General features: G+C 43.4%; 17 protein-coding genes and 1 pseudogene. 2 read left to right on the plus strand and 16 right to left on the minus strand.

The window, feature by feature from the left end; genetic code table 11:
* Window positions 1–70 precede the first annotated feature (70 nt).
* From J2S25_RS08960 to J2S25_RS08975, 4 genes are all read right to left on the minus strand, one after another.
* Complete coding sequence (locus J2S25_RS08960; RefSeq protein ID WP_307191724.1) at window positions 71–1093, minus strand: ABC transporter ATP-binding protein; 1023 nt, start codon at window positions 1091–1093, stop codon at window positions 71–73.
* Window positions 1090–2073 carry an ABC transporter ATP-binding protein gene (locus J2S25_RS08965; protein WP_044391927.1) on the minus strand — a complete coding sequence of 328 codons (984 nt, stop codon included), beginning with the start codon at window positions 2071–2073 and terminating at the stop codon, window positions 1090–1092. The genes J2S25_RS08960 and J2S25_RS08965 overlap by 4 nt, the downstream gene beginning before the upstream one ends.
* A 305-nt stretch (window positions 2074–2378) precedes the next feature.
* Window positions 2379–3620, minus strand: coding sequence for a beta-ketoacyl-ACP synthase II (gene fabF, locus J2S25_RS08970; RefSeq protein ID WP_307191725.1), 1242 nt, complete (start codon window positions 3618–3620; stop codon window positions 2379–2381).
* A 54-nt stretch (window positions 3621–3674) separates the two neighbouring features.
* Window positions 3675–4607, minus strand: coding sequence for a beta-ketoacyl-ACP synthase III (locus tag J2S25_RS08975; RefSeq protein WP_307191726.1), 933 nt, complete (start codon window positions 4605–4607; stop codon window positions 3675–3677).
* Window positions 4608–4829: 222 nt separating this feature from the next.
* Between J2S25_RS08975 and J2S25_RS08980 the strand changes: the two genes are divergently transcribed.
* Window positions 4830–5132, plus strand: a complete 303-nt coding sequence (locus J2S25_RS08980; protein ID WP_307191727.1) for a hypothetical protein — start codon at window positions 4830–4832, stop codon at window positions 5130–5132.
* Window positions 5133–5329: 197 nt separating this feature from the next.
* On the opposite strand, the gene J2S25_RS08985 is transcribed toward J2S25_RS08980, so the two are convergent.
* The 4 genes from J2S25_RS08985 to J2S25_RS09000 all read right to left on the minus strand — a co-directional run bounded on the left by J2S25_RS08985 (window position 5330) and on the right by J2S25_RS09000 (window position 8278).
* Window positions 5330–5530: a ComZ family protein gene (locus J2S25_RS08985; RefSeq protein ID WP_044391935.1), complete on the minus strand. Its 201-nt coding sequence runs from the start codon at window positions 5528–5530 to the stop codon at window positions 5330–5332.
* A gap of 25 nt (window positions 5531–5555) precedes the next feature.
* Window positions 5556–6506, minus strand: a complete 951-nt coding sequence (locus J2S25_RS08990) for a BMP family ABC transporter substrate-binding protein (RefSeq protein ID WP_044391937.1) — start codon at window positions 6504–6506, stop codon at window positions 5556–5558.
* A gap of 121 nt (window positions 6507–6627) precedes the next feature.
* On the minus strand, window positions 6628–7470 hold the full coding sequence (locus J2S25_RS08995) for an NAD-dependent epimerase/dehydratase family protein (protein WP_307191728.1): 843 nt from the start codon (window positions 7468–7470) through the stop codon (window positions 6628–6630).
* A gap of 67 nt (window positions 7471–7537) precedes the next feature.
* Window positions 7538–8278 (minus strand): alpha/beta fold hydrolase, encoded by a 741-nt coding sequence (locus J2S25_RS09000; RefSeq protein ID WP_044391939.1) that lies wholly within the window; start codon window positions 8276–8278, stop codon window positions 7538–7540.
* A gap of 261 nt (window positions 8279–8539) precedes the next feature.
* Here J2S25_RS09000 and J2S25_RS09005 point away from each other — a divergent pair, with 261 nt between their 5' ends.
* A complete protein-coding gene (locus J2S25_RS09005) occupies window positions 8540–8728 on the plus strand; it encodes a YjzD family protein (RefSeq protein ID WP_044391940.1) in 189 nt (62 codons plus the stop codon).
* Between the two features lie 59 nt (window positions 8729–8787).
* Here the strand turns inward: J2S25_RS09005 and J2S25_RS09010 are convergent.
* The 8 genes and pseudogenes from J2S25_RS09010 to argJ form a co-directional block, all read right to left on the minus strand.
* A pseudogene (locus J2S25_RS09010) lies at window positions 8788–10898 on the minus strand (ATP-dependent Clp protease ATP-binding subunit); the annotation flags it as partial.
* 177 nt (window positions 10899–11075) lie between these two features.
* The gene (locus J2S25_RS09015) at window positions 11076–11258 is read right to left on the minus strand and encodes a YjzC family protein (protein ID WP_044391941.1); all 183 of its coding nucleotides are present in this window, start codon (window positions 11256–11258) and stop codon (window positions 11076–11078) included.
* A 111-nt stretch (window positions 11259–11369) separates the two neighbouring features.
* The gene (argF, locus tag J2S25_RS09020) at window positions 11370–12326 is read right to left on the minus strand and encodes an ornithine carbamoyltransferase (protein WP_044391942.1); all 957 of its coding nucleotides are present in this window, start codon (window positions 12324–12326) and stop codon (window positions 11370–11372) included.
* On the minus strand, window positions 12323–15421 hold the full coding sequence (gene carB, locus J2S25_RS09025; RefSeq protein WP_044391943.1) for a carbamoyl-phosphate synthase (glutamine-hydrolyzing) large subunit: 3099 nt from the start codon (window positions 15419–15421) through the stop codon (window positions 12323–12325). The genes argF and carB overlap by 4 nt, the downstream gene beginning before the upstream one ends.
* Complete coding sequence (locus J2S25_RS09030; protein ID WP_307191729.1) at window positions 15414–16493, minus strand: carbamoyl phosphate synthase small subunit; 1080 nt, start codon at window positions 16491–16493, stop codon at window positions 15414–15416. The genes carB and J2S25_RS09030 overlap by 8 nt, the downstream gene beginning before the upstream one ends.
* A gap of 76 nt (window positions 16494–16569) precedes the next feature.
* The gene (argD, locus tag J2S25_RS09035; protein ID WP_307191730.1) at window positions 16570–17724 is read right to left on the minus strand and encodes an acetylornithine transaminase; all 1155 of its coding nucleotides are present in this window, start codon (window positions 17722–17724) and stop codon (window positions 16570–16572) included.
* Window positions 17721–18494 carry an acetylglutamate kinase gene (gene argB, locus J2S25_RS09040; protein ID WP_307191731.1) on the minus strand — a complete coding sequence of 258 codons (774 nt, stop codon included), beginning with the start codon at window positions 18492–18494 and terminating at the stop codon, window positions 17721–17723. The genes argD and argB overlap by 4 nt, the downstream gene beginning before the upstream one ends.
* A gap of 15 nt (window positions 18495–18509) precedes the next feature.
* Entirely contained in the window at window positions 18510–19745 is a 1236-nt protein-coding gene (argJ, locus tag J2S25_RS09045) for a bifunctional ornithine acetyltransferase/N-acetylglutamate synthase (RefSeq protein ID WP_044391950.1), read from the minus strand.
* Window positions 19746–19747 lie beyond the last annotated feature (2 nt).

Genomic DNA, 19747 nt, shown 5'->3' on the forward strand with positions numbered 1-19747 from the left:
TTTCTTTCTTAAAAAACCTTAGACCGTATGTATGCTATCTCCTCCTTTCGAAGATAAAATTATACGCCTGCTATTTATACAAGTGACAGGCAACAAAATGGTTATCTTTGACTTCCTGGAAGTCAGGTACCACTTGTCTGCAAAGATCGAATGCAGCAGGACATCTGGTATGGAATACACAGCCTGCTGGCGGATTCGCTGGACTAGGCAATTCGCCTTTCAAAATGATCCGTTCCCTTTTTGCAACACCTTTCTTCCTTGGCACAGGAACAGCCGAAAGAAGTGCTTGTGTATAGGGGTGGAGAGGATTAGAATAAATTTCTTTTTTGGCGGCAAGCTCCATCATTTTGCCAAGGTACATTACTCCCACTCGGTCACTGATATGCCTCACAACGCTCAAATCGTGGGAGATAAACATATATGTCAAGCCGAATTCTTCCTGAAGGTCTTCCATTAAATTTATAATTTGGGCTTGTATCGATACATCAAGTGCTGAGACCGCCTCATCTGCAATAATCATCTCAGGATGGAGTGCAAGCGCCCTTGCAATCCCAATTCTTTGACGCTGCCCGCCAGAAAATTCATGAGGATAGCGGTTGATGAAAGATGCATCCAAACCAACTTTCTCCAGAAGCTCTTCCACCTTTTCATCCCGTTCTTTTCCTTTGTAAAGATTATGGGTGTCCAGTGGTTCCCGTATGATCGATCGCAAGGTTTTTCTTGGATTAAGAGAAGCAAATGGATCTTGGAAAATCATTTGAATGTCTTTTCGAACATCCTTTCGTAGTTCCGCCTCAGAAAGATGAGAAATATCCTTCCCTTTAAAAATTATTTTGCCATCGGTAGGTTCATAGAGTCTAATGAGCGTCCTTCCTGCAGTTGACTTTCCGCAGCCAGACTCTCCAACAATCCCTAGTGTTTCTCCCTTTTTTATCGAAAAACTTATTCCGTCCACAGCTTTGACTTGACCTACATTTTTTTGGAAAAATCCTGTTTTTATTGGAAAGTGTTTCTTTACATCTTTTAATTCCAGCAATGTATCTGAGTGACCGACAGTTGCATTTCTTTCTTCTAATTCATTCGTTGTGATCATTGAGGCACCTCCTTGCTGTCATATAAAAAACACCTTGCCGCCCTAGTTTCATTTATCTTCAAAAGTTGCGGCATTTCGGCTGTGCAACGGTCAAATTTGTGTGGACAGCGAGGAGCAAAGCGACATCCAGCTGGCAGGTTTTCAGGAGCAGGGACATTTCCTTCGATTGACTTCAATCTGTCAAGATCTTCTTCAATTGAAGGCACAGAACCCATCAGACCTTCCGTATATGGATGAAGAGGGTTTTCAAACAAATCTTCAACCAGTGCTTCTTCCACCACCTGACCTGCATACATCACTACAACCCTGTCAGCTATCTCTGATACTACCCCTAGATCATGAGTGATGATCAAAATGGAAGTTTCAAATTTTTTGCTAAGATCCTTCATTAAATCCAAAATCTGCGCTTGGATTGTTACATCTAGTGCTGTCGTTGGTTCGTCTGCAATAAGAAGTTTCGGATTGCAGCTCATCGCCATCGCGATCATAACTCTCTGCCTCATACCGCCAGACAGGCGATGAGGATAATCATCCACGATTTCCTTCGCGCGCGAGAATCCAACCAATTCCAGCATCTCTATAGCTTTTTTCTTTGCCATTGTTTTTGACATGCCTTGATGGTATGTCAAAACCTCTGTTATTTGCTCCCCTACTGTTAGTACTGGATTAAGTGATGTCATCGGCTCCTGAAAAATCATCGAAATATCGTTGCCACGAATTTTGCAAAGTTCATCCTCCGTCAACTTTGCCAGATCCTGCCCGTTAAAATTGATTTGTCCATCAACAATTCGGCCAGGGGGGCTGGGGATCAATCTCATTATAGAAAGAGATGTTATGCTCTTCCCAGATCCTGATTCGCCAACAAGGGCTACAGTTTCCCCTTTATTTATGACTAAATCTACCCCATCAACAGCAGGTATCTCTATTTTTTTTCGCTTAAAATAAGTTTTTAGATTTTTAAGTTCCAATAATGCAGTCATGCTCAGTAATACACCGCCATCCTATGAAAGATTGATATTGTAAAATACTCATTTCTGATATTTTAGTGTGTTTATAATTTTCTAAAAACTTTTACTAGTTAAAAAGATAATATTACAATTTAATTACAAATGCAATACTTTTTTTATTTTAAAATAAGTTTTAACCTTAATTCTCCTCGTTTCGTTTACAAATAAAAAAACTCACCAAGAATAGACTGATCACTTTCAAATTTTCAGACCCATGTCCAAAAATTCGTCGTGAGGTTACTTGGAGAGTTTTCCTTTTTATTATTTTAGGTTATTTCTTACCCATTATACTTCCGAAATGCGATGGTGGCGTTATGTCCGCCGAAACCGAGCGAATTGCTGATTGCTGCAGTTACTTGCTGAGTGCGTGCCTTATTTGGTACATAGTCAAGGTCACATTCTGGGTCTGGTGTTTCCAGATTGATTGTTGGTGGCAGTATTCCTTCCTTTAAGGTGAGAACGGTGAAGATGGCTTCAATACCTCCAGCTGCTCCGAGCAAGTGTCCGGTCATTGATTTAGTTGAACTTACGGCAAGCTTATAGGCTTGCTCGCCAAAGACAGTTTTAATCGCCATCGTTTCGTACTTGTCATTGTACTGTGTACTTGTTCCATGAGCGTTGATATATCCGATTTCTTCAGGAGTGAGTCCTGCATCATCCAGTGCCATTTTCATCGCTCTTGCCCCGCCTTCTCCTCCAGGGGCTGGTGCAGTGATATGGTAGGCATCGCCTGTGGCACCGTAGCCAACAATTTCAGCATAGATTTTAGCTCCACGAGCCAATGCATGGTCTAACTCCTCGAGTACAACTATTCCCGCACCTTCGCCCATGACGAATCCGTCACGGTTTTTATCGAATGGCCTGCTCGCTTTTTGTGGATCAGGATTTGTTGATAGGGCCGTATTTGCAGAGAATCCTGCAAAGGCCATTTTTGTTATTGGTGCTTCTGTCCCTCCGGTTACCATAACATCAGCATCGCCACGCTGGATGACCTTGAAGGCATCTCCAATTGAATTTGTTCCGGTCGCACACGCGGTAACTGTACAGGAGTTAAAGCCTCTTGCTCCTAAAGCGATCGATACCTGTCCTGTTGCCATGTCAGGAATCATCATTGGTATGAAAAAAGGGCTGACCCTGCGGTATCCTCTATTTAGGAATGTTTCATGCTGCTGCTCAAATGTTTCCATTCCACCGATTCCTGATCCGATCCATACTCCAACACGCGGAGCATTCTCCTCGGTAATTTCCAGCTCGGCATCTTTTACAGCCATCATCGACGCAGCGACTGCATAATGAGTGAACCGGTCCATCTTTCTGGCATCTTTTCGTTCTATAAAGTTTTCCACATTGAATTCTTTTGCTTCCCCTGCGACCTTTGCCGGGAATTCTTCGACATTCAGCCTCGTGACGGGACCTATGCCCGATACACCTTCCAAAATATGTTTCCAAGTAGTTTCTGCATCATTTCCGAGCGGTGTGACAGCCCCGATTCCAGTAACTACGACTCTGCGTTTCTTCATCTTTTTTTTGCATCTCCTTTGCCTGATCACTAATTTTGACTGAAATGTTCTGAATTACTTACCCCACCGCATGGCAATCGCGCCCCAAGTCAAGCCGCCGCCAAAGCCAACCATTATCACTACATCGCCATCCTTGATTTTTCCAGCTTCAATTTCTTCAAAAAGCGAAATCGGAATGGACGCGGAAGATGTATTTCCGTACTTATGGACTGTTTTGGACATTTTCTCGATAGGAAGATCAAGGCGCTGACGGGCGGCTTCCATAATCCTGATATTTGCCTGATGAGGAATCAAGAAATCGACGTCTTCTTTGGAAAGGCCGGCTTTTTCAAGTACATTGATGCTGCTCTCGCCCATTTGCCTTACCGCAAATTTGAAAACTTCCCGGCCATGCATCACAATATATTTGTCTTGATAAAGGTACTTTCCGCCGGTTCCATCAGAACCAAGCTCAAACGAAAGAACTCCCTTGCCATCTGAAACGGGACCCATCACCACTGCTCCGGCACCGTCACCAAAAAGGACAGCGGTGTTCCGGTCATTCCAGTCCGTGATCTTTGATAGCTTTTCAACACCTACGATTAACACGTACTTATAATCGCCCGTTTCGATAAATTGCTTTGCGGTTACCATCCCATACATAAATCCGGCACAGGCTGCACTTATGTCCATTGCTGCAGCCTTTTTTGCACCAAGCTGATCCTGGAGCATACAGGACACTGTTGGGAACGGCTGATCCGGCGTTACGGTAGCCACCAGGATGAGATCAAGTTCTTCAGCTGCAATGCCAGCATTTTTGATCGCTTCTGCTGCAGCTTGATAGGCTAAATAGGAAGTATCCATATCATCTTTGGCAATTCTTCTTTCTTCAATTCCCGTCCTTGAGCGAATCCACTCATCCGAGGTATCCATTTTCTTTTCCAGATCCAAATTTGTTACTATCGTTTCTGGCAAGTATCGCCCAACTCCAATTATCCCTGCATTCATGGGATCATCTCCTTATTTCCTTAGATTCTGTTTATTTAGAGCAATTTATTATTATCAATTATTATGACTTGGTACTAATTTTAGCAGATAACCCTCTGCTACTGCAACTAAAAAATAAGATTTGCCTTCTTGGCCCAGTCCATATAATCCTATTTCTCATAGGCTACTAATGAAGACCACGCGTCTGAAAAAATGCCAGGATAGAGAAAGGCGGGAATAAAAATGGAGGATGAGAAAGCTAGAGACCCGTTTGGTTTCAAGCTTAAAAGAAAAGAACAAGGATACAGCGAGGAGCCTGGTCAGAAATCCGAGTTTTTCGATCGCTTCATGTTTGGTGGCAAGAAGAGCACGGATGTAAGCAAGGACCAGCCGACCGAGCCAACATACTCTTTCAGCAAGTATCTTGATCATATTGATTTAGATGAAGTGATGCACCATGTTGATACACTAATCACTTCATCCAAGGAGCTCAAGCCACTTTTCGGCAAAATTAAGCCATTTTTTGACCAGATCATTAAAAAGTAAAACGGCGTCCCAACAAGCGTGGCCTGCCTAAAACGCCACGTCCTGTGGCTGGCGGGTCTAGCACATCCTGTGCCTCGGAGGTCGACCGAAGAAGTCGCTCTTTGACTTCATCGGGCGGACAGAAACGTCTCGAGGGGCTAGGCGCTGGACACTTCTCAAAGATTTGCTAAAATAAAAGCGGAGGAATCCCACCGCTTTTATTTTTTATTTAATTCGACTGCTGCGTCTGCTTTCCCCAGCTCATATGCTTCGTTCATTACTTCCGTAAACAGAGTGAAAAAAGGCTGAAGATTGTCCATTGTCAGCTCAATACCTGCTTCCTGCAGTTTTTGCTGTGCTTCGGGAAGGTATTTCATCGCGATTTGCATGAATTCCATCGTTTTCTCATTATTTTGCATCTTGTTTGCCTCCTATAGTCTGGAATCATTGGTTAGGTAATTTTCCTGTGTTTTTGTAAGTATTAATATATACATTCAACTTATTACGGTAGTCTGAATCAACGTCGCGGCTGAATTTGCCAAGAGAAATCACGCCGTCCTGGAAATCGAATGATAAATTGCCGGATTTAAGGGTGCCGTTATTGTATTTCTCCGCCGTTAACTCATACAAGTCTTCAATATGCTGAACGGTACTTGTCAGAACAGTCGACTCCCCGTAGTCGGACTGGTCCGATATATAGCCAATAATATAATTGCCGCTAGCCTTTACTTTTTCAATCACGGGAACATTGTACCCATCCCCGGCCGGATAAATGACATCTGCGCCATCGTTCAACACTTCATCAAGAACATCCAAAGCTTTATTTTGATCATCCCAGTGACCAACATAACGGATGTCAACCTTCGTATTCTTTTCTTCAAAAATGGCGCCATCATAAAAACCTTCGACTTCTGGCTGCCATTCATATGCCGCGATAATGCTAACCTTTCCTGTTTTCGACATATGGCTCGCGACCATACCCCCAAAGAAACCCATCGCATAACCCTTAAAGTTTAGGCTTGTCGTATTCTCCTTTCGGGCATCACCATTGAAACTGATGAAATGGATATCAGGGTATCTTTCTGAAAGCTTATTGAAATAAGTAGCGTACTCATCGCCGTGTCCATAGACCAGGTTCACACCTTTACGGTCAAATTCCCTAACAGCTTCCTCTACAGCATCTTGGGAATTCATGTCTTCCTTGAAAAAAACATCCACCCCCAGAAGTGTCTGGATTTGCAGCAAGCCGCGATATCCCTTCGTACCCCACACCTGATCATCTATCGTTTCAGGCACCAGCAGACCGACTTTCTGCACTTTTCCTTTTGTAAGAGGTTGTCCGCATCCTCCTAGCAAAATAAGGCTTAACCATATCAGCCCGAAACGCTTCAACATCCGATGCACCTCCTGTATGCGCACTGTATTCCATCAGCAGTATTCGCTTCTTTCGTGAAATGGAAACGAGGGGAAGAATCTTTTACCATTTTACTCTGTGGAGTATCGTTTGAAAAGTAATTTATGGGAAATCGCTTCGGACTCTGCTGGCCAGGATCCTCGAATATTGCTCTCTTTGTTTATCCAAGCCTGTGTGGACATCCTCATTTTTCTTTAGTTTTTTGACGTTAATTCCCCTTCTTATTTTAACTAATTCACCTCTTGTTACAGGGATTGATGGGTGCTTGCCTAGAAGTTTCCTGGCACACTCTTGCCATTTATCCGGTTCTCCGCTTGCCAGCATAAACTGTCCTTGTTCGCCCGATTCAGCCATTTTTCTAATACAATTCACTGTATCATCAATATACAAACAATCCTCGGTCCATTCCAAAGGATCAATACCGAGCACAGCTTCTTTTTCCCTTGATGGATGATTCATCGTTTTCTGAAAAAAACAATTCTCAGGCTGCCATGGCCCATAAATAGTCGGTAAATAGATTACCAGGACAGAAGATTTTGCATTATCGAGAAACTGAGCTAATTTAACAGATGTTGTTTCAAGTTTCGCATTTTCCTGTGCGAAAAATGCGGGAAGGAGCAAAGCTGTCCGCTGTTTGGTACAATGTTTAGACTGGAGTATCGCGAAAACTTCCTCTAGCCCCTTTTCAGTGCGATTTTGCTCCAGAAAAAGTTCAAACAAGGTGACAAAGACGAAATCAACCTCTTCTATTCCCTGCCACTCTATTAGACTGATTTCTGAAAAATTAGCATTCCTGCCGATTTCCAAACGCTTTTCTTCTGTATAATCATGGTCTTGTTCACCGATCGGATGGACTCCAGTCACTTCGATTCCCATATCAAGCAAATGACGACAAAGACTATAGCCAATAAAATCGTATACCCCCACAATCATAGCTCTTTCCATAGAAATCCCTCCTTGCAACACCCTCTTTTGTATCCTATGAAGGAAGGCTTGAAAATATTTGCAAGGGCTATAGGACCTGCTCATGTTTGGACAGAAATTGGATGATTTGGAATCCTATCTGCGATTTTTTTTCTGGCAGCATATAGCTTATTGCAATTGGAAAACTGTTCTTTTGCCATTCAGCGGATAAATCCTTAATGATATTCGATTGTTTATAGGCTCTGTTACCAGACAAAACATGGATGATCTGTACGGGTGTTTCTTTATTGAAACCTCCGGAATCAGCCTCCTGTTCATGAAGGTGCTGAAGTAGCTTATCGCTCTCGGTTTCATACGCCAATTCCAGTTCTGCAATCAATTTTTTATAAAAAAACTTATTCTCTTTTTCTTGTTCGAGATGGGCTGTCAGCGAGAGAATAGGATTGATCAGCACCAGTGACCTGACCTTATGATCCCTGTTGGCTAGTAGTTTCATGGCGACTAATGCCCCCATTCCTTCAGCGACTATATGGAAGGAAGGATTCAAAATTTCGCTGCGCACTATATGGGTGCACAACCTCATTGCCAAATCGGCTGCCTTCTCACTTCCCCAATGCCTGCCGTATAGATTGGAATAAAAAACGGTATATCCTTCCTTTTTCCAAATGTTCAGCATGGAACGTTTGCCCTCATTCTGCGTCCAAAAACTGCTGTCGCCATTCACAAAATGTCTTTCGTCTCCAATTGCCAGGATACCGAAACCATTTGGTCTTTCAGGATAATGGATCATATTCCATTCGGTATCCAGTTTAAAGTTCCGGCTCTCCACTCTACCAACCCCTTCCCAAAAGATTATTCATATTACTGTATGCTATTTATCAGGAAATGAAAGGGAGTTTGCCCATTTTTCTCATTAAACCAAGAACTGTCACATTGACTTTTTCCAACCACATCTCTATCATAATTGCTACAGGCGGAAAAATCGATTGATTACATGGAAACGCTTTTCATTTTGTTTAAATATTAGTTATAATATAGATGGCTTGTGGTAAGATGAAAAAAGATTTAATTAAGGTAAGAGGTGAAAATCGTGAAATATTTCTGGACTTTATTCTGGACATTCCTTCTTGTTCTCATGCTCAATTATGTAGCCGGAGCAATGATCGGCGTTGGATTGGATCTGGTTCAAAGCACGATCCTGGCTATTTTGGCAACCATTATCATCCTTGTGATTCCTGCTGTTCTTCCTGGAGATTCCGAAGAAAAACATGGTCATTAAGGAAAGAAAACGTTGTTAAAAAGTCATCCATTTCGTAATGGATGACTTTTTTCGTTTTTTTATTCAATCTGTAAGTTAATTTCCCCGTTTTTAATTCCAATCTCCACCAGGCTTTTCTCTTTAATCGTACCTGTAATTATTTCTTTCGCAAGCTTTGTTTCCACGCTTCTTTGGATGAATCGCTTTAATGGTCTTGCACCGTATACTGGATCGAAACCATGTTCAGCTAAAAACGCTTTCGCTTCTTCGGTGATATTTAGCTGGATTTGCTGATCTGCCAACCTTTCTTGCAGCGTCGAAACCAATTTTTCGACGATCATTTTGATTTCATTCAATGCTAGTGGCTTGAACAAAATGATTTCATCGACGCGATTCAGGAATTCAGGACGGAAATGGCTACGCAACTGGGACATGACGAGGTCCCTTGTTTCTAATGAGATGTCTTCAGCTCCATCCTGTCGCTCAAGCAAATTCTGAGAACCAATATTCGATGTCATGATGATGACAGTATTTTTAAAATCGACTGTTCTCCCCTGAGAATCAGTTACCCTGCCATCATCCAGCATTTGCAGAAGAATATTGAATACTTCAGGATGCGCCTTTTCCACTTCATCGAGAAGGATGACAGAATACGGATTCCTTCTTACTGCCTCTGTTAGCTGTCCTCCCTCTTCATACCCGACATATCCTGGTGGAGCGCCGATCAACCTTGATACAGAATACTTTTCCATATACTCGGACATATCGATTCGAATCATATGCTCCTCACTATCAAACAAGGACTGTGCCAGCGTCTTAGCCAACTCCGTTTTCCCAACTCCGGTAGGTCCGAGGAAAATGAAAGAGCCAATAGGCCTGTTTGGATCCTTGATGCCCGCTCTTGCCCGTAGAACTGCATCGGCAACAAGAGATACCGCTTCGTCCTGCCCGACAACTCGTTCATGCAGAATGCTTTCAAGTTTAAGGAGCTTCTCCCGTTCTCCCTCAACGAGTTTCATGACGGGGATCCCCGTCCATCGTGAAACGATATCAGCAATTTCTTCTTCGGTTACTTCCTCTCGGAGAAGCCTGTCACCTTTCTTGCTGACTTCCAATTCAAGCTCTTTCAGCTCTTTTTCCAGTGAAGGGATACGGCCATGCCTTAATTCAGCCGCCTTGTTCAAATCATAATCATTTTCCGCCTTTTCCAGTTCACGGCGCCGTTTTTCAAGCATTTCACGTTTTTCCCGTTTTGAATTTCCTCTTTTTCCTGCTGCCATCTTGCCTTCATTCCATTCGCTTTTTCCCTTAAGTTTGCGAGTTCCTTACGAAGAATTTCAAGGCGTGCCCGGCTGGCATCATCTTTTTCCTTGTTTAATGCAGCTTCCTCAATTTCCAGTTGCATGACCCTTCTGGTTACCTCATCAAGCTCCGAAGGCATCGAATCAATTTCTGTACGAATTAGCGCGCATGCTTCATCAACAAGGTCAAGTGCCTTGTCCGGCAAGAATCTGTCCGTAATATAACGATCGGATAAGGTGGCAGCGGCAACCAGTGCACGGTCATGGATGTTTACACCATGGTGAATTTCAAATCTTTCCTTTAATCCCCGTAAAATTGATACCGTATCCTCAACGTCCGGTTCTTTTACGAGTACCTGCTGGAATCTTCGTTCCAATGCAGGATCTTTTTCAATGTATTTACGATGCTCATCGAGGGTTGTCGCACCGATGCAGTGAAGCTCGCCGCGTGCCAGCATAGGCTTTAGCATATTTCCGGCATCCATTGCGCCTTCTGTCTTCCCAGCACCGACGATTGTATGAAGTTCATCGATGAACAGCAGGATTTTCCCTTCACTCTTTTTCACTTCATTCAAAACGGCTTTCAATCTCTCTTCGAATTCGCCTCGGAACTTCGCGCCAGCAATCAACGCACTCATATCCAATGCGAATATCGTCTTATTCTTCAAGCCCTCAGGAACATCTCTACGGACGATCCTTTGCGCCAGTCCTTCTACTATCGCAGTCTTGCCGACGCCAGGTTCCCCGATCAGAACTGGATTGTTTTTGGTTTTCCTGGACAGGATACGAATTACATTGCGTATTTCACTATCCCGGCCGATTACCGGGTCCACTTTGCCTGAACGTACTTCCTCAACAAGGTCACGCCCATATTTCTTTAAAACTTCATAAGTCGAAGTCACTGTCTGAATCCCCCTAACTTTTTTTGAATCTCACTAGCGGTTTTTCCCTGTTCGTTTTTCATCATTCTATTCCATCACTCGTTTGACCTTTTTTGACCTTTAACTCCATTATAATAAAATTCCCCATAAAGTAAAGCCATCCACGAGGGATGGCTTTCCTGCAGCTTATTTAAATTTCGGCAAGTATGTCCAGTGACGATCATCGTTTGAGTTTTCCGGAAAACGATCCCCGGTTTTCAGCTTAATTTTTTGCGGGTTGTTAATATTGCTTCCTGTTTCACCGGTTTCAATATAAATACCATTATTGGGTGCCTTTTGTCCAGCACGGAACTGATGACTCTGTCCCATTTTCCATCCCCCTTCATTAGTATTCTGTCTTGTATATTATTGCTTACCAAAACCGAAGTATGAATGTTTATTTTATCCTTTTTTTACCATCTAAAGGCTTGCGCTTTTGATCTAGTCCTTTAATATTTCAACTAGTAAAGCTTTTTGGGCATGAAGGCGATTTCCAGCCTGTTCGAAGACTACGGAGTGTTTCCCGTCGATGACTTCTGCGGCTACTTCTTCTCCTCGATGTGCAGGAAGGCAATGGAGGAACAGGTAATCTTCTTTTGCTGATGTCAGCAATTCAGCATTCACCTGAAAATTTTGAAAATCTTTTTTTCTTTTTTCGTTTTCTTCTTCCTGTCCCATGCTGGTCCATACATCTGTATAGATTGCATCTGCTTGAGCAACAGCTTCTGTTGGTGATGTTGTTAGGACAAGTTTTGCACCACTCTTTTCTGCAAAGTTTTCACAAAGGGATGTAATTTGCGAATCCGGAAAATAACCAGAAGGACATGCAAGCGATATGTCGATACCCACTTTTGTACAGGCAATCATTAGAGAATGAGCAACATTGTTGCCATCGCCGATATATGCCAGCTTTAATCCTTCTAGCTTTCCTTTCTTTTCATAGATTGTCATCAAATCGGCCAGCGCCTGACACGGGTGATCTAAATCGGTCAACCCATTAATCACCGGTATATCGGCATGATATGCCAGCTCCTCCACCGATTTATGAGAAAATGTCCTGATCATGATGGCATCCAGGTATTGCGATAGTACTTGGGCTGTATCGCTTAGCGATTCGCCCCTGCCCAGTTGAAGATCCTTGCCATTTAAATACAGTGCACTTCCTCCAAGCTGGATCATACCCACTTCAAAAGAGACCCTGGTTCGAGTCGAAGATTTATCAAAAATCATTCCAAGGATTTTCCCTTTTAAGGGCTGATCAAATTGTTTTTTTAGCGTCTTCTCTTTGCGGATAATCGCCTTGTCCAGCAATCCCAAAATTTCATCCTTTTCTAGATGTGCAAGTGTTAGTAAATCCCGGCTTTTTAGATTGATATCATGCTGTTGTACCATTGTCATTTTGCCACCACTCCCTTATATTCAGCCAGCCATTCTCCCAGTGATTTTACATTCCAGGTTTGCACGGATAGGCTTTTTAGTAAAGCATACAATGTTTCCTTTTGTGTCAAGATGATCTTCCTGTTCTTTACCGCCCACTCCCTTAGATCAATATCTTCTTTGCTGTTCCCAGGACAATATAAGGCAGCAATAAAGGGATCTACCTTCAAATGATCGGTGCCTACAAACGGAATCGCAGGGAACTCCTTTTCCATTTCGGCTAATACGCTTTGATCGGCAATCGCAATCGCACCATGAACACTTTTTCCATTAAGCGAATGAAAACTTTTATTGATGGCTTCTTGGAATGTGGTTCCTACACTTATTCCTTCCCCCGTCGAAATCATTTGCGGACCCGTTTTGCTATCCAAGCCTTTTAATGCAAAGTTTGAGAATACTGGATGTTTCACCCAGATGAATGGTGCATCCGTATCTAGTTTGAGTTCATCCTTCGACAAAAAGTATTTCCCGAGCAATATTTTTGTCGCTTTGTTCACTAAATCCACTCCAGCGACCTTGCTAACGATTGGCATCGTTCTGCTTGAGCGCGGGTTGACTTCCAGTAAATATACTTCATCATCCTTAACAATGAATTGGATGTTCATTAATCCCTTGTATTTCAAATTGCTCACAATTCTCTTGGCATAATCTGCCATCCGTTGCTTTGTCTGTTTGGAAAAGCTTTGGGCTGGAATCATGCAAAAACTATCGCCTGAATGGACACCTGTCTTCTCTATATGTTCGATGATTGCTGGAATCAAGATATGCTCCCCATCTGCGACGAGATCAAGTTCTGCCTCTCTAGCTTCCATATACTGATCAACAAGGATTGGATATGGGATCGTTCCCGCTTCGAGAACTTCCCTTAACTCCTGATTGTTACGTACAATGACCATATTCAGTCCGCCAATCACATACGATGGTCTAATCAGTACAGGGTATCCAAGGCGTGCTGCTGCCTTTCGCAATTCTTGTTCGTTTGCAGCTGTCTCCCCATTAACATGTGGAATCGCCAACTTATTCAACAGCTTGTAGAATTCATCTCTGTCTTCAAACACATCAATGGTTTCGGAAGTAGTTCCCAGCAGCTGAATTCCCGCTTCTTCTAATCCCTTGGCTAGATTTAAAGCTGTTTGCCCGCCTAGCTGGACAATGACTTCCTCTATTTCTTCTAGCTCTATTACATTCAAAATATCTTCCATTGTTAATGGTTCGAAATACAGTCTGTCGGAAATAGCAAAATCAGTACTGACTGTTTCCGGATTGTTATTTATCATAATCGTTACAACATCTTCTTCCTTTAGGGCGAAGACGCCGTGAACGGAGCAATAGTCAAACTCAATTCCCTGGCCGATGCTGATCGGTCCGCTTCCGATCACGAGTACTTTGCGCTTTCCTCGCGAGACCACAGCTTCATTTTCTCCTAGGTAGCTGGAGTAAAAGTAATTGGATGTCGATTCAAATTCAGCAGCACATGTATCGACCATCTTGTAAGCTGGAATGATACCTTGGTGTTTACGGAGCTTTCTTACCTGTGACTCCGATACATTCCATTGTTTTGCAAGAAAGGCATCGCTAAATCCTTTTTCTTTAAAATTCCGAAGGGCTGATGCCTGAATGCTTTCGATATCGTACATCGCAATTGTCTTCTCCAGCTCCATTAATGATTGGAACTTTGCCAGGAAGAACAAATCGATTTTGGTTTTTTCATGAAGAGATTCTATTTTCTCCCCGTTGCGGAGCAGTTCCAGCAATGCAAAAATCCGTTGATCTGTCTGATTGTCGACTAAGCTATACAGCTCCTCAACGGAATAATCCGTGAGGACAGGCAGCTTCAAGTCCTGAGTATTAAGGTTAAGGGAGCGGACGGCTTTGATGAATGCACGTTCGAAGCTTCTATCCATTGCCATCGCTTCGCCTGTCGCTTTCATCTGTGTCCCTAGACTGCGGTCAATTTTCGGGAATTGCTCGAACGGCCATTTCGGGATTTTTACTACTACATAATCGAGCGCTGGCTCATAACTGGCAAATGTATTGCCCGTTACCGGATTTTTGAGCTCTGCCAAATTATATCCAACTGCCAGTTTTGCTGCCATTCTGGCAATCGGATAACCCGTTGCTTTTGAAGCGAGTGCGGAAGACCGGCTGACCCTCGGATTCACTTCAATCAAAAAGTATCCCTTGCTTACTGGATCAAGAGCAAACTGGATATTACAGCCGCCGACAATTCCTAGAGCAGAAATAATTTTTATGGCGGAAGTCCTGAGCATGTGATACTCCGTGTCCGTCAGTGTTTGCGAAGGTGCAACAACGATGGAGTCACCAGTATGGATTCCGACCGGATCGATATTTTCCATATTGCAAATGGCGATACAAGTTCCAGCAGAGTCACGCATCATTTCGTATTCAATTTCCTTGAAGCCGGCAATGCTTCTTTCTACCAGACATTGATTGATCGGACTTTCATTCAATCCACCTGACACGAGCGAAAGCAATTCAGCCATGTTTTTGGCAATTCCTCCTCCGGTTCCGCCAAGTGTGTAGGCTGGACGGACAATTAGTGGAAAACCGATTCTTTCTGCAAAATCAGCCGCATCTTCTACCTTTTGAACAATTTTGCTTTCTGGCACGGGTTCACCAAGCTTATGCATCAAGCTTCGGAATGCTTCTCTGTCCTCCCCTTGTTTGATGCTCGACACGGAAGTGCCAAGTACGTTCACACAGTATTCATCAAGGATTCCTTCTTCACTCAGCTGGAATATCAGATTTAATCCTGCCTGGCCGCCAAGTGTCCCGAGAATGCCATCTGGCCTTTCTTTTTTGATGATATTTTCTACACTCTCCACTGTCATTGGTTCAAAATAGACTGCATCTGCAAACACATGATCCGTCATGACGGTGGCTGGGTTATTGTTGACAAGGATGACGCGGTAGCCTTCTTCTTTCAAGGCAATGCAAGCTTGCGTCCCTGCGTAATCAAATTCTGCAGCCTGACCAATGATAATCGGTCCCGATCCAATGACCAATATGGATTTTATACTTGTATCCTTAGGCATAGCTAATTTCTCTCCGCTTTCTGTATTGGACTGTATTGATGAATTCCTCGAATATGAAAATGCTGTCTTCAGGTCCAGGACTTGCTTCTGGATGAAATTGAACAGTCATCAGCGGCAGTTTCTCATGGTAAAGCCCCTCGATGGACTGGTCATTTTTATTAAGGAAGCGTATTTTTAAACCAGTATGCTCAATGCTATTTTGATCGACCGCATAACTGTGATTTTGTGAGGACATGAAGACTCGGTTTCCAGTGACATCGAATACAGGCTGGTTTGCTCCGCGGTGCCCAAACAGCATTTTCTTCGTATCCCCGCCAAAAGCGAGGGCAGCAAGCTGATGGCCGAGGCAAATTCCTAACACCGGATAATATTCAGCCACCTTCCGGATCTCCGGCAGCTGATCCATTAACTCTTTCGGGTCTCCTGGTCCATTGGATAAAAGCACCCCATCAGGCTTTAGTGCTGAAATTTGGTATGCACTATAATTGTAGGGAACGATTGTAACAAGGCATTTTTGGTTAACAAGATATTCGGCAATCGACTTTTTAAAGCCATAATCAACCAAAACAATATGATTGCTCCCCCTGCCAATGGTTACAGGGGATGGGACAGAAACCTCTTTCACTTTCAGACTGCTGATTGTGTCGCAGCATACTGCATTTTCCGGACTGGCTGTGACAACTGCCGGCATCGTTCCATTCTGTCGAATCCCTTTTACAAGCTCACGGGTGTCAATATGCTCCAGGATAGGAATATTCCATTTCTCAAGATACTCGGTAAAAGAGTGCTGTGCCTCATAATGATATGCTTCTTTCGCAGCTTCACTGACAATCACCGCTGCTACATGCGGCTTCTTGCTTTCGAAATCCTGATCATTTATCCCGTAATTTCCAATCAAAGGATAAGTGAACACAATAATTTGATTTTTATAGGATGGATCGGTCAGTACCTCCTGGTATCCTGTCATTCCTGTAAAAAAGACGATTTCCCCGACGATCCCATCCTCAGGTAGCGAGCCAAGCAAGGATCCCTGAAATTTCTTTCCGTCTGCCAGATGCAAATATCCTTCCATTTGTCACCTCTCCAGTTGAATTTTTATTTATTAATATCAATTTTTATTCATTTATTTTTAAAAAAATACACAGCTCTTACGCTGTTATCGTTTGATTTATCAAGATTTCCTTTAGTTTAAATACTGCTTTTTGCAGATCCTCGTGCGTTACATTTAGTGGTGGAAGAAGTCTGATCACTTTTTCTCCAGCTGGCAGCGCAATCAATCCCGATTCCCTCAGCTTCGTTAAATAGTCCTGGGCTGCAACAGTCAATTCGATTCCTACCATCAAGCCGATGCCCCTTATTTCTTTTACCACTTCCAAACTGCCAAGCTCTTGATCAAGCAGCTGAAATAAAGCATCTCCTTTGGCAGTTACTTCTTCAAGAAATTCACTCTTAAATATAATATCCATCACAGCGCAAGCTGCAGCAGTACTAATCGGATTTCCGCCGAATGTGGATCCATGGCTTCCCGGGCCAAAATGTTCTGCAAGTTGCGCTTTGCCGATGGCTGCCCCAATCGGCAATCCATTACCAAGCCCTTTTGCAACTGTAATAATATCAGGCGATATCCCAAAATGCTGAAAGGCAAACGGCTTTCCTGTACGCCCAATTCCCGTTTGGATTTCATCGACAATAAGCAGTACTCCATTTTCTGCGCAGAGTTTTTCGGTATTTTCGATAAACTCTTTATGAACGACATGAATTCCGCCTTCCCCCTGAACAATTTCAATCATTACGGCTGCTGTATCATCGTCTAATTCATTTTTTAACGCTTCTAGATCATTGAATGGTAGGTGAACAAAGGTTTCGAGCATCCTCCCGTATCCCTGCTTGATTTTTTCCTGCCCAGTCGCCGCCATGCCAGCAAATGTACGTCCATGAAAGGATTGCAGGAACGTAATGATTTTCTTTTTGCCAGTGGCTTTTCTCGCTAGTTTTATAGCGGCTTCATTGGCCTCTGCACCGCTGTTAGCAAAAAACACATAATCCAATTCAGCAGCTTTCGCAAGTTTCTCTGCCGCTTCCTCTTGAATACTTTGCGGAAACAGATTCGATACATGCCAGAATAATCCGAGCTGTTCTTTAATTGCACGTTCTACAGCCTCTGGGCGATGCCCAAGATTACAAACACCGATTCCAGAAGTAAAATCCAAATATGAACGTCCATCCTTTCCATGAATAATGGAACCACTCGCATGCTCAGGCTCAATTTCCCATCTCTGGTAAGTGGGGAATAAATGACTCATTTTAACATCCCTTCCTTTGCGGCAACTACAGTTCCATGCCAGCAGTTATTTTTATAGAATGGCTTTTTGCCAGAAATAATCATCGCTTTTTCTACCCCGGCAGCTGTTGCTGCTAGTGCAGAATTTACCTTCGGTACCATTCCGCCATAGATGCTGCCATCAGATAGATAGTTTTCTATTTCAAGAGCGGTTAATTCCGAGACAAGTTTTCCGTCAATTATGATGCCATCAACATTGGTCACAAATGCACAGCGCTCGGCATGCAAAGCTTTTGCGATCGATGCAGCGGCGTAATCACCATTGATATTCAGCTTGCTTCCATCCTCGGCAATTCCAATCGGAGTAATTACCGGAATATAACCCGACTCAACTACCATCATGATCAAGTCCGTATTTACGTTGGTGACCTTGCCTACAAAACCTAATTCATGTTTATCGATATAATCGGCCTCCAGACACAAGCCGTCGCTCCCATTCATGCCAAGAACATTGAATCCCTGCTTCGTCAATATGCCGCACAGCTGCCTATTTGTTTGGCCAGACAGGACCATTTCGACGATTTCCATTGTCTTTTCACATGTTACCCTAAGCCCATTCTTGAAGTTTTGAGTCATGTTATAAAACTCAAGCATGGAATTGATCGCCGGGCCTCCCCCGTGAACGATGACCGGAAAATATCCGTCATTCATCAACTCTTTAAGACTGATAAAAAATGGGTCATCAAGTTCCTCCAGCACACTTCCGCCACATTTCATGACTATCGTTTTCAAAGAATCCTCCCCTTTTTAAGTCCGATAGCTAGCGTTAATTTTCACATAATCATACGAAAGGTCACAACCCCATGCCATTCCTTGGCCATCCCCAAGATTTAGATTCACAAAGATTTCGACTTTGTCATTCATTAAGTACTCCCTTGCATTTTCTTCGTCGAAAGCCATCGGTGTACTTTTCTTCAGCATGGTGATATCACCAAACGCAATATCTACATTATTCGCGTTTACGCTTGCCTCACTTTGGCCAATTGCGCCAATGATCCTACCCCAGTTAGCATCCGCTCCGTAAATCGCTGTCTTGACAAGATTGGACCCGGCTATTTGCTTGCCAATCATTCTAGCCTCTTCATCAGACAATGCACCGGATACGGAAATTTCAATCAACTTTGTCGCTCCTTCTCCATCTCTGGCGATTTGTTTTGCAAGGCTGGCACAGCTTTCTGTTAAAAGCTCAATAAACACTGGCCATTCCGGATGCTCAGGATGCAGTGGTCGATTCCCGGCCTCACCATTTGCCATGACAAGAACCATATCGTTTGTTGAGGTATCGCCGTCGACTGTGATTTGGTTAAAAGTTGTATTGGTTACTTCTTTTAGCGCATTGGCCAGTGCTTCACTTGATATATTGGCATCTGTTGTTAAAAATCCAAGCATCGTCGCCATATTCGGATGAATCATACCAGACCCTTTTGCTACCCCGCCGACCGACACGGTCCTACCATCAATCTCAGCTGAATAACAAGCGTGTTTCGTGACTAGATCAGTTGTCAGAATCGCCGTTTGAAAGTTTGTTTCATCCTCTTGATCGTTTCCGATAGCAAGCTTTGCGATTCCAGCTTCTATTTTTTCCATTTGCAAAAATTCACCAATGACTCCCGTGGAGGCAACGGCTACATAATGTTCTGGCAGCCCAAACTTTGCCGCTGTCAGCTCCCGCATTTTTAGTGCATCACGATATCCCTGATCACCTGTGCAGGCATTTGCACATGCACTGTTGACAATGACTGCCTGGAGAACTCCTTCGCGCGCAATGCTTTCTTGAGTAACGACAAGAGGAGCCGCCTGAAAATGGCTTGTAGTGTAGACGGCAGCACAGCTTGCTGGTGTCTCACTAACAATCAGCCCTAGATCCAGCTTGTTATAGCGTAATCCCGCATGGACACCGCTGCATTTGAATCCTTTTGGAGTCAAAATCCCGCCGTCCGGTATATCTTTGATCCATTTCTTGTCTGTTGTAGCTTGGTACATTG

This window comes from Mesobacillus stamsii (genome assembly GCF_030814065.1).
Classification (GTDB): domain Bacteria; phylum Bacillota; class Bacilli; order Bacillales; family Cytobacillaceae; genus Mesobacillus; species Mesobacillus stamsii.

Coding starts and splice junctions, on each gene's coding strand:
- J2S25_RS08960 (WP_307191724.1), bottom strand. CDS start 1,093: ATGATCACAACGAATGAATTAGAAGAAAGAAATGCAACTGTCGGTCAC.
- J2S25_RS08965 (WP_044391927.1), bottom strand. CDS start 2,073: ATGACTGCATTATTGGAACTTAAAAATCTAAAAACTTATTTTAAGCGA.
- fabF (WP_307191725.1), bottom strand. CDS start 3,620: ATGAAGAAACGCAGAGTCGTAGTTACTGGAATCGGGGCTGTCACACCG.
- J2S25_RS08975 (WP_307191726.1), bottom strand. CDS start 4,607: ATGAATGCAGGGATAATTGGAGTTGGGCGATACTTGCCAGAAACGATA.
- J2S25_RS08980 (WP_307191727.1), top strand. CDS start 4,830: ATGGAGGATGAGAAAGCTAGAGACCCGTTTGGTTTCAAGCTTAAAAGA.
- J2S25_RS08985 (WP_044391935.1), bottom strand. CDS start 5,530: ATGCAAAATAATGAGAAAACGATGGAATTCATGCAAATCGCGATGAAA.
- J2S25_RS08990 (WP_044391937.1), bottom strand. CDS start 6,506: ATGTTGAAGCGTTTCGGGCTGATATGGTTAAGCCTTATTTTGCTAGGA.
- J2S25_RS08995 (WP_307191728.1), bottom strand. CDS start 7,470: ATGGAAAGAGCTATGATTGTGGGGGTATACGATTTTATTGGCTATAGT.
- J2S25_RS09015 (WP_044391941.1), bottom strand. CDS start 11,258: ATGGGACAGAGTCATCAGTTCCGTGCTGGACAAAAGGCACCCAATAAT.
- argF (WP_044391942.1), bottom strand. CDS start 12,326: ATGACAATGGTACAACAGCATGATATCAATCTAAAAAGCCGGGATTTA.
- carB (WP_044391943.1), bottom strand. CDS start 15,421: ATGCCTAAGGATACAAGTATAAAATCCATATTGGTCATTGGATCGGGA.
- J2S25_RS09030 (WP_307191729.1), bottom strand. CDS start 16,493: ATGGAAGGATATTTGCATCTGGCAGACGGAAAGAAATTTCAGGGATCC.
- argD (WP_307191730.1), bottom strand. CDS start 17,724: ATGAGTCATTTATTCCCCACTTACCAGAGATGGGAAATTGAGCCTGAG.
- argJ (WP_044391950.1), bottom strand. CDS start 19,745: ATGTACCAAGCTACAACAGACAAGAAATGGATCAAAGATATACCGGAC.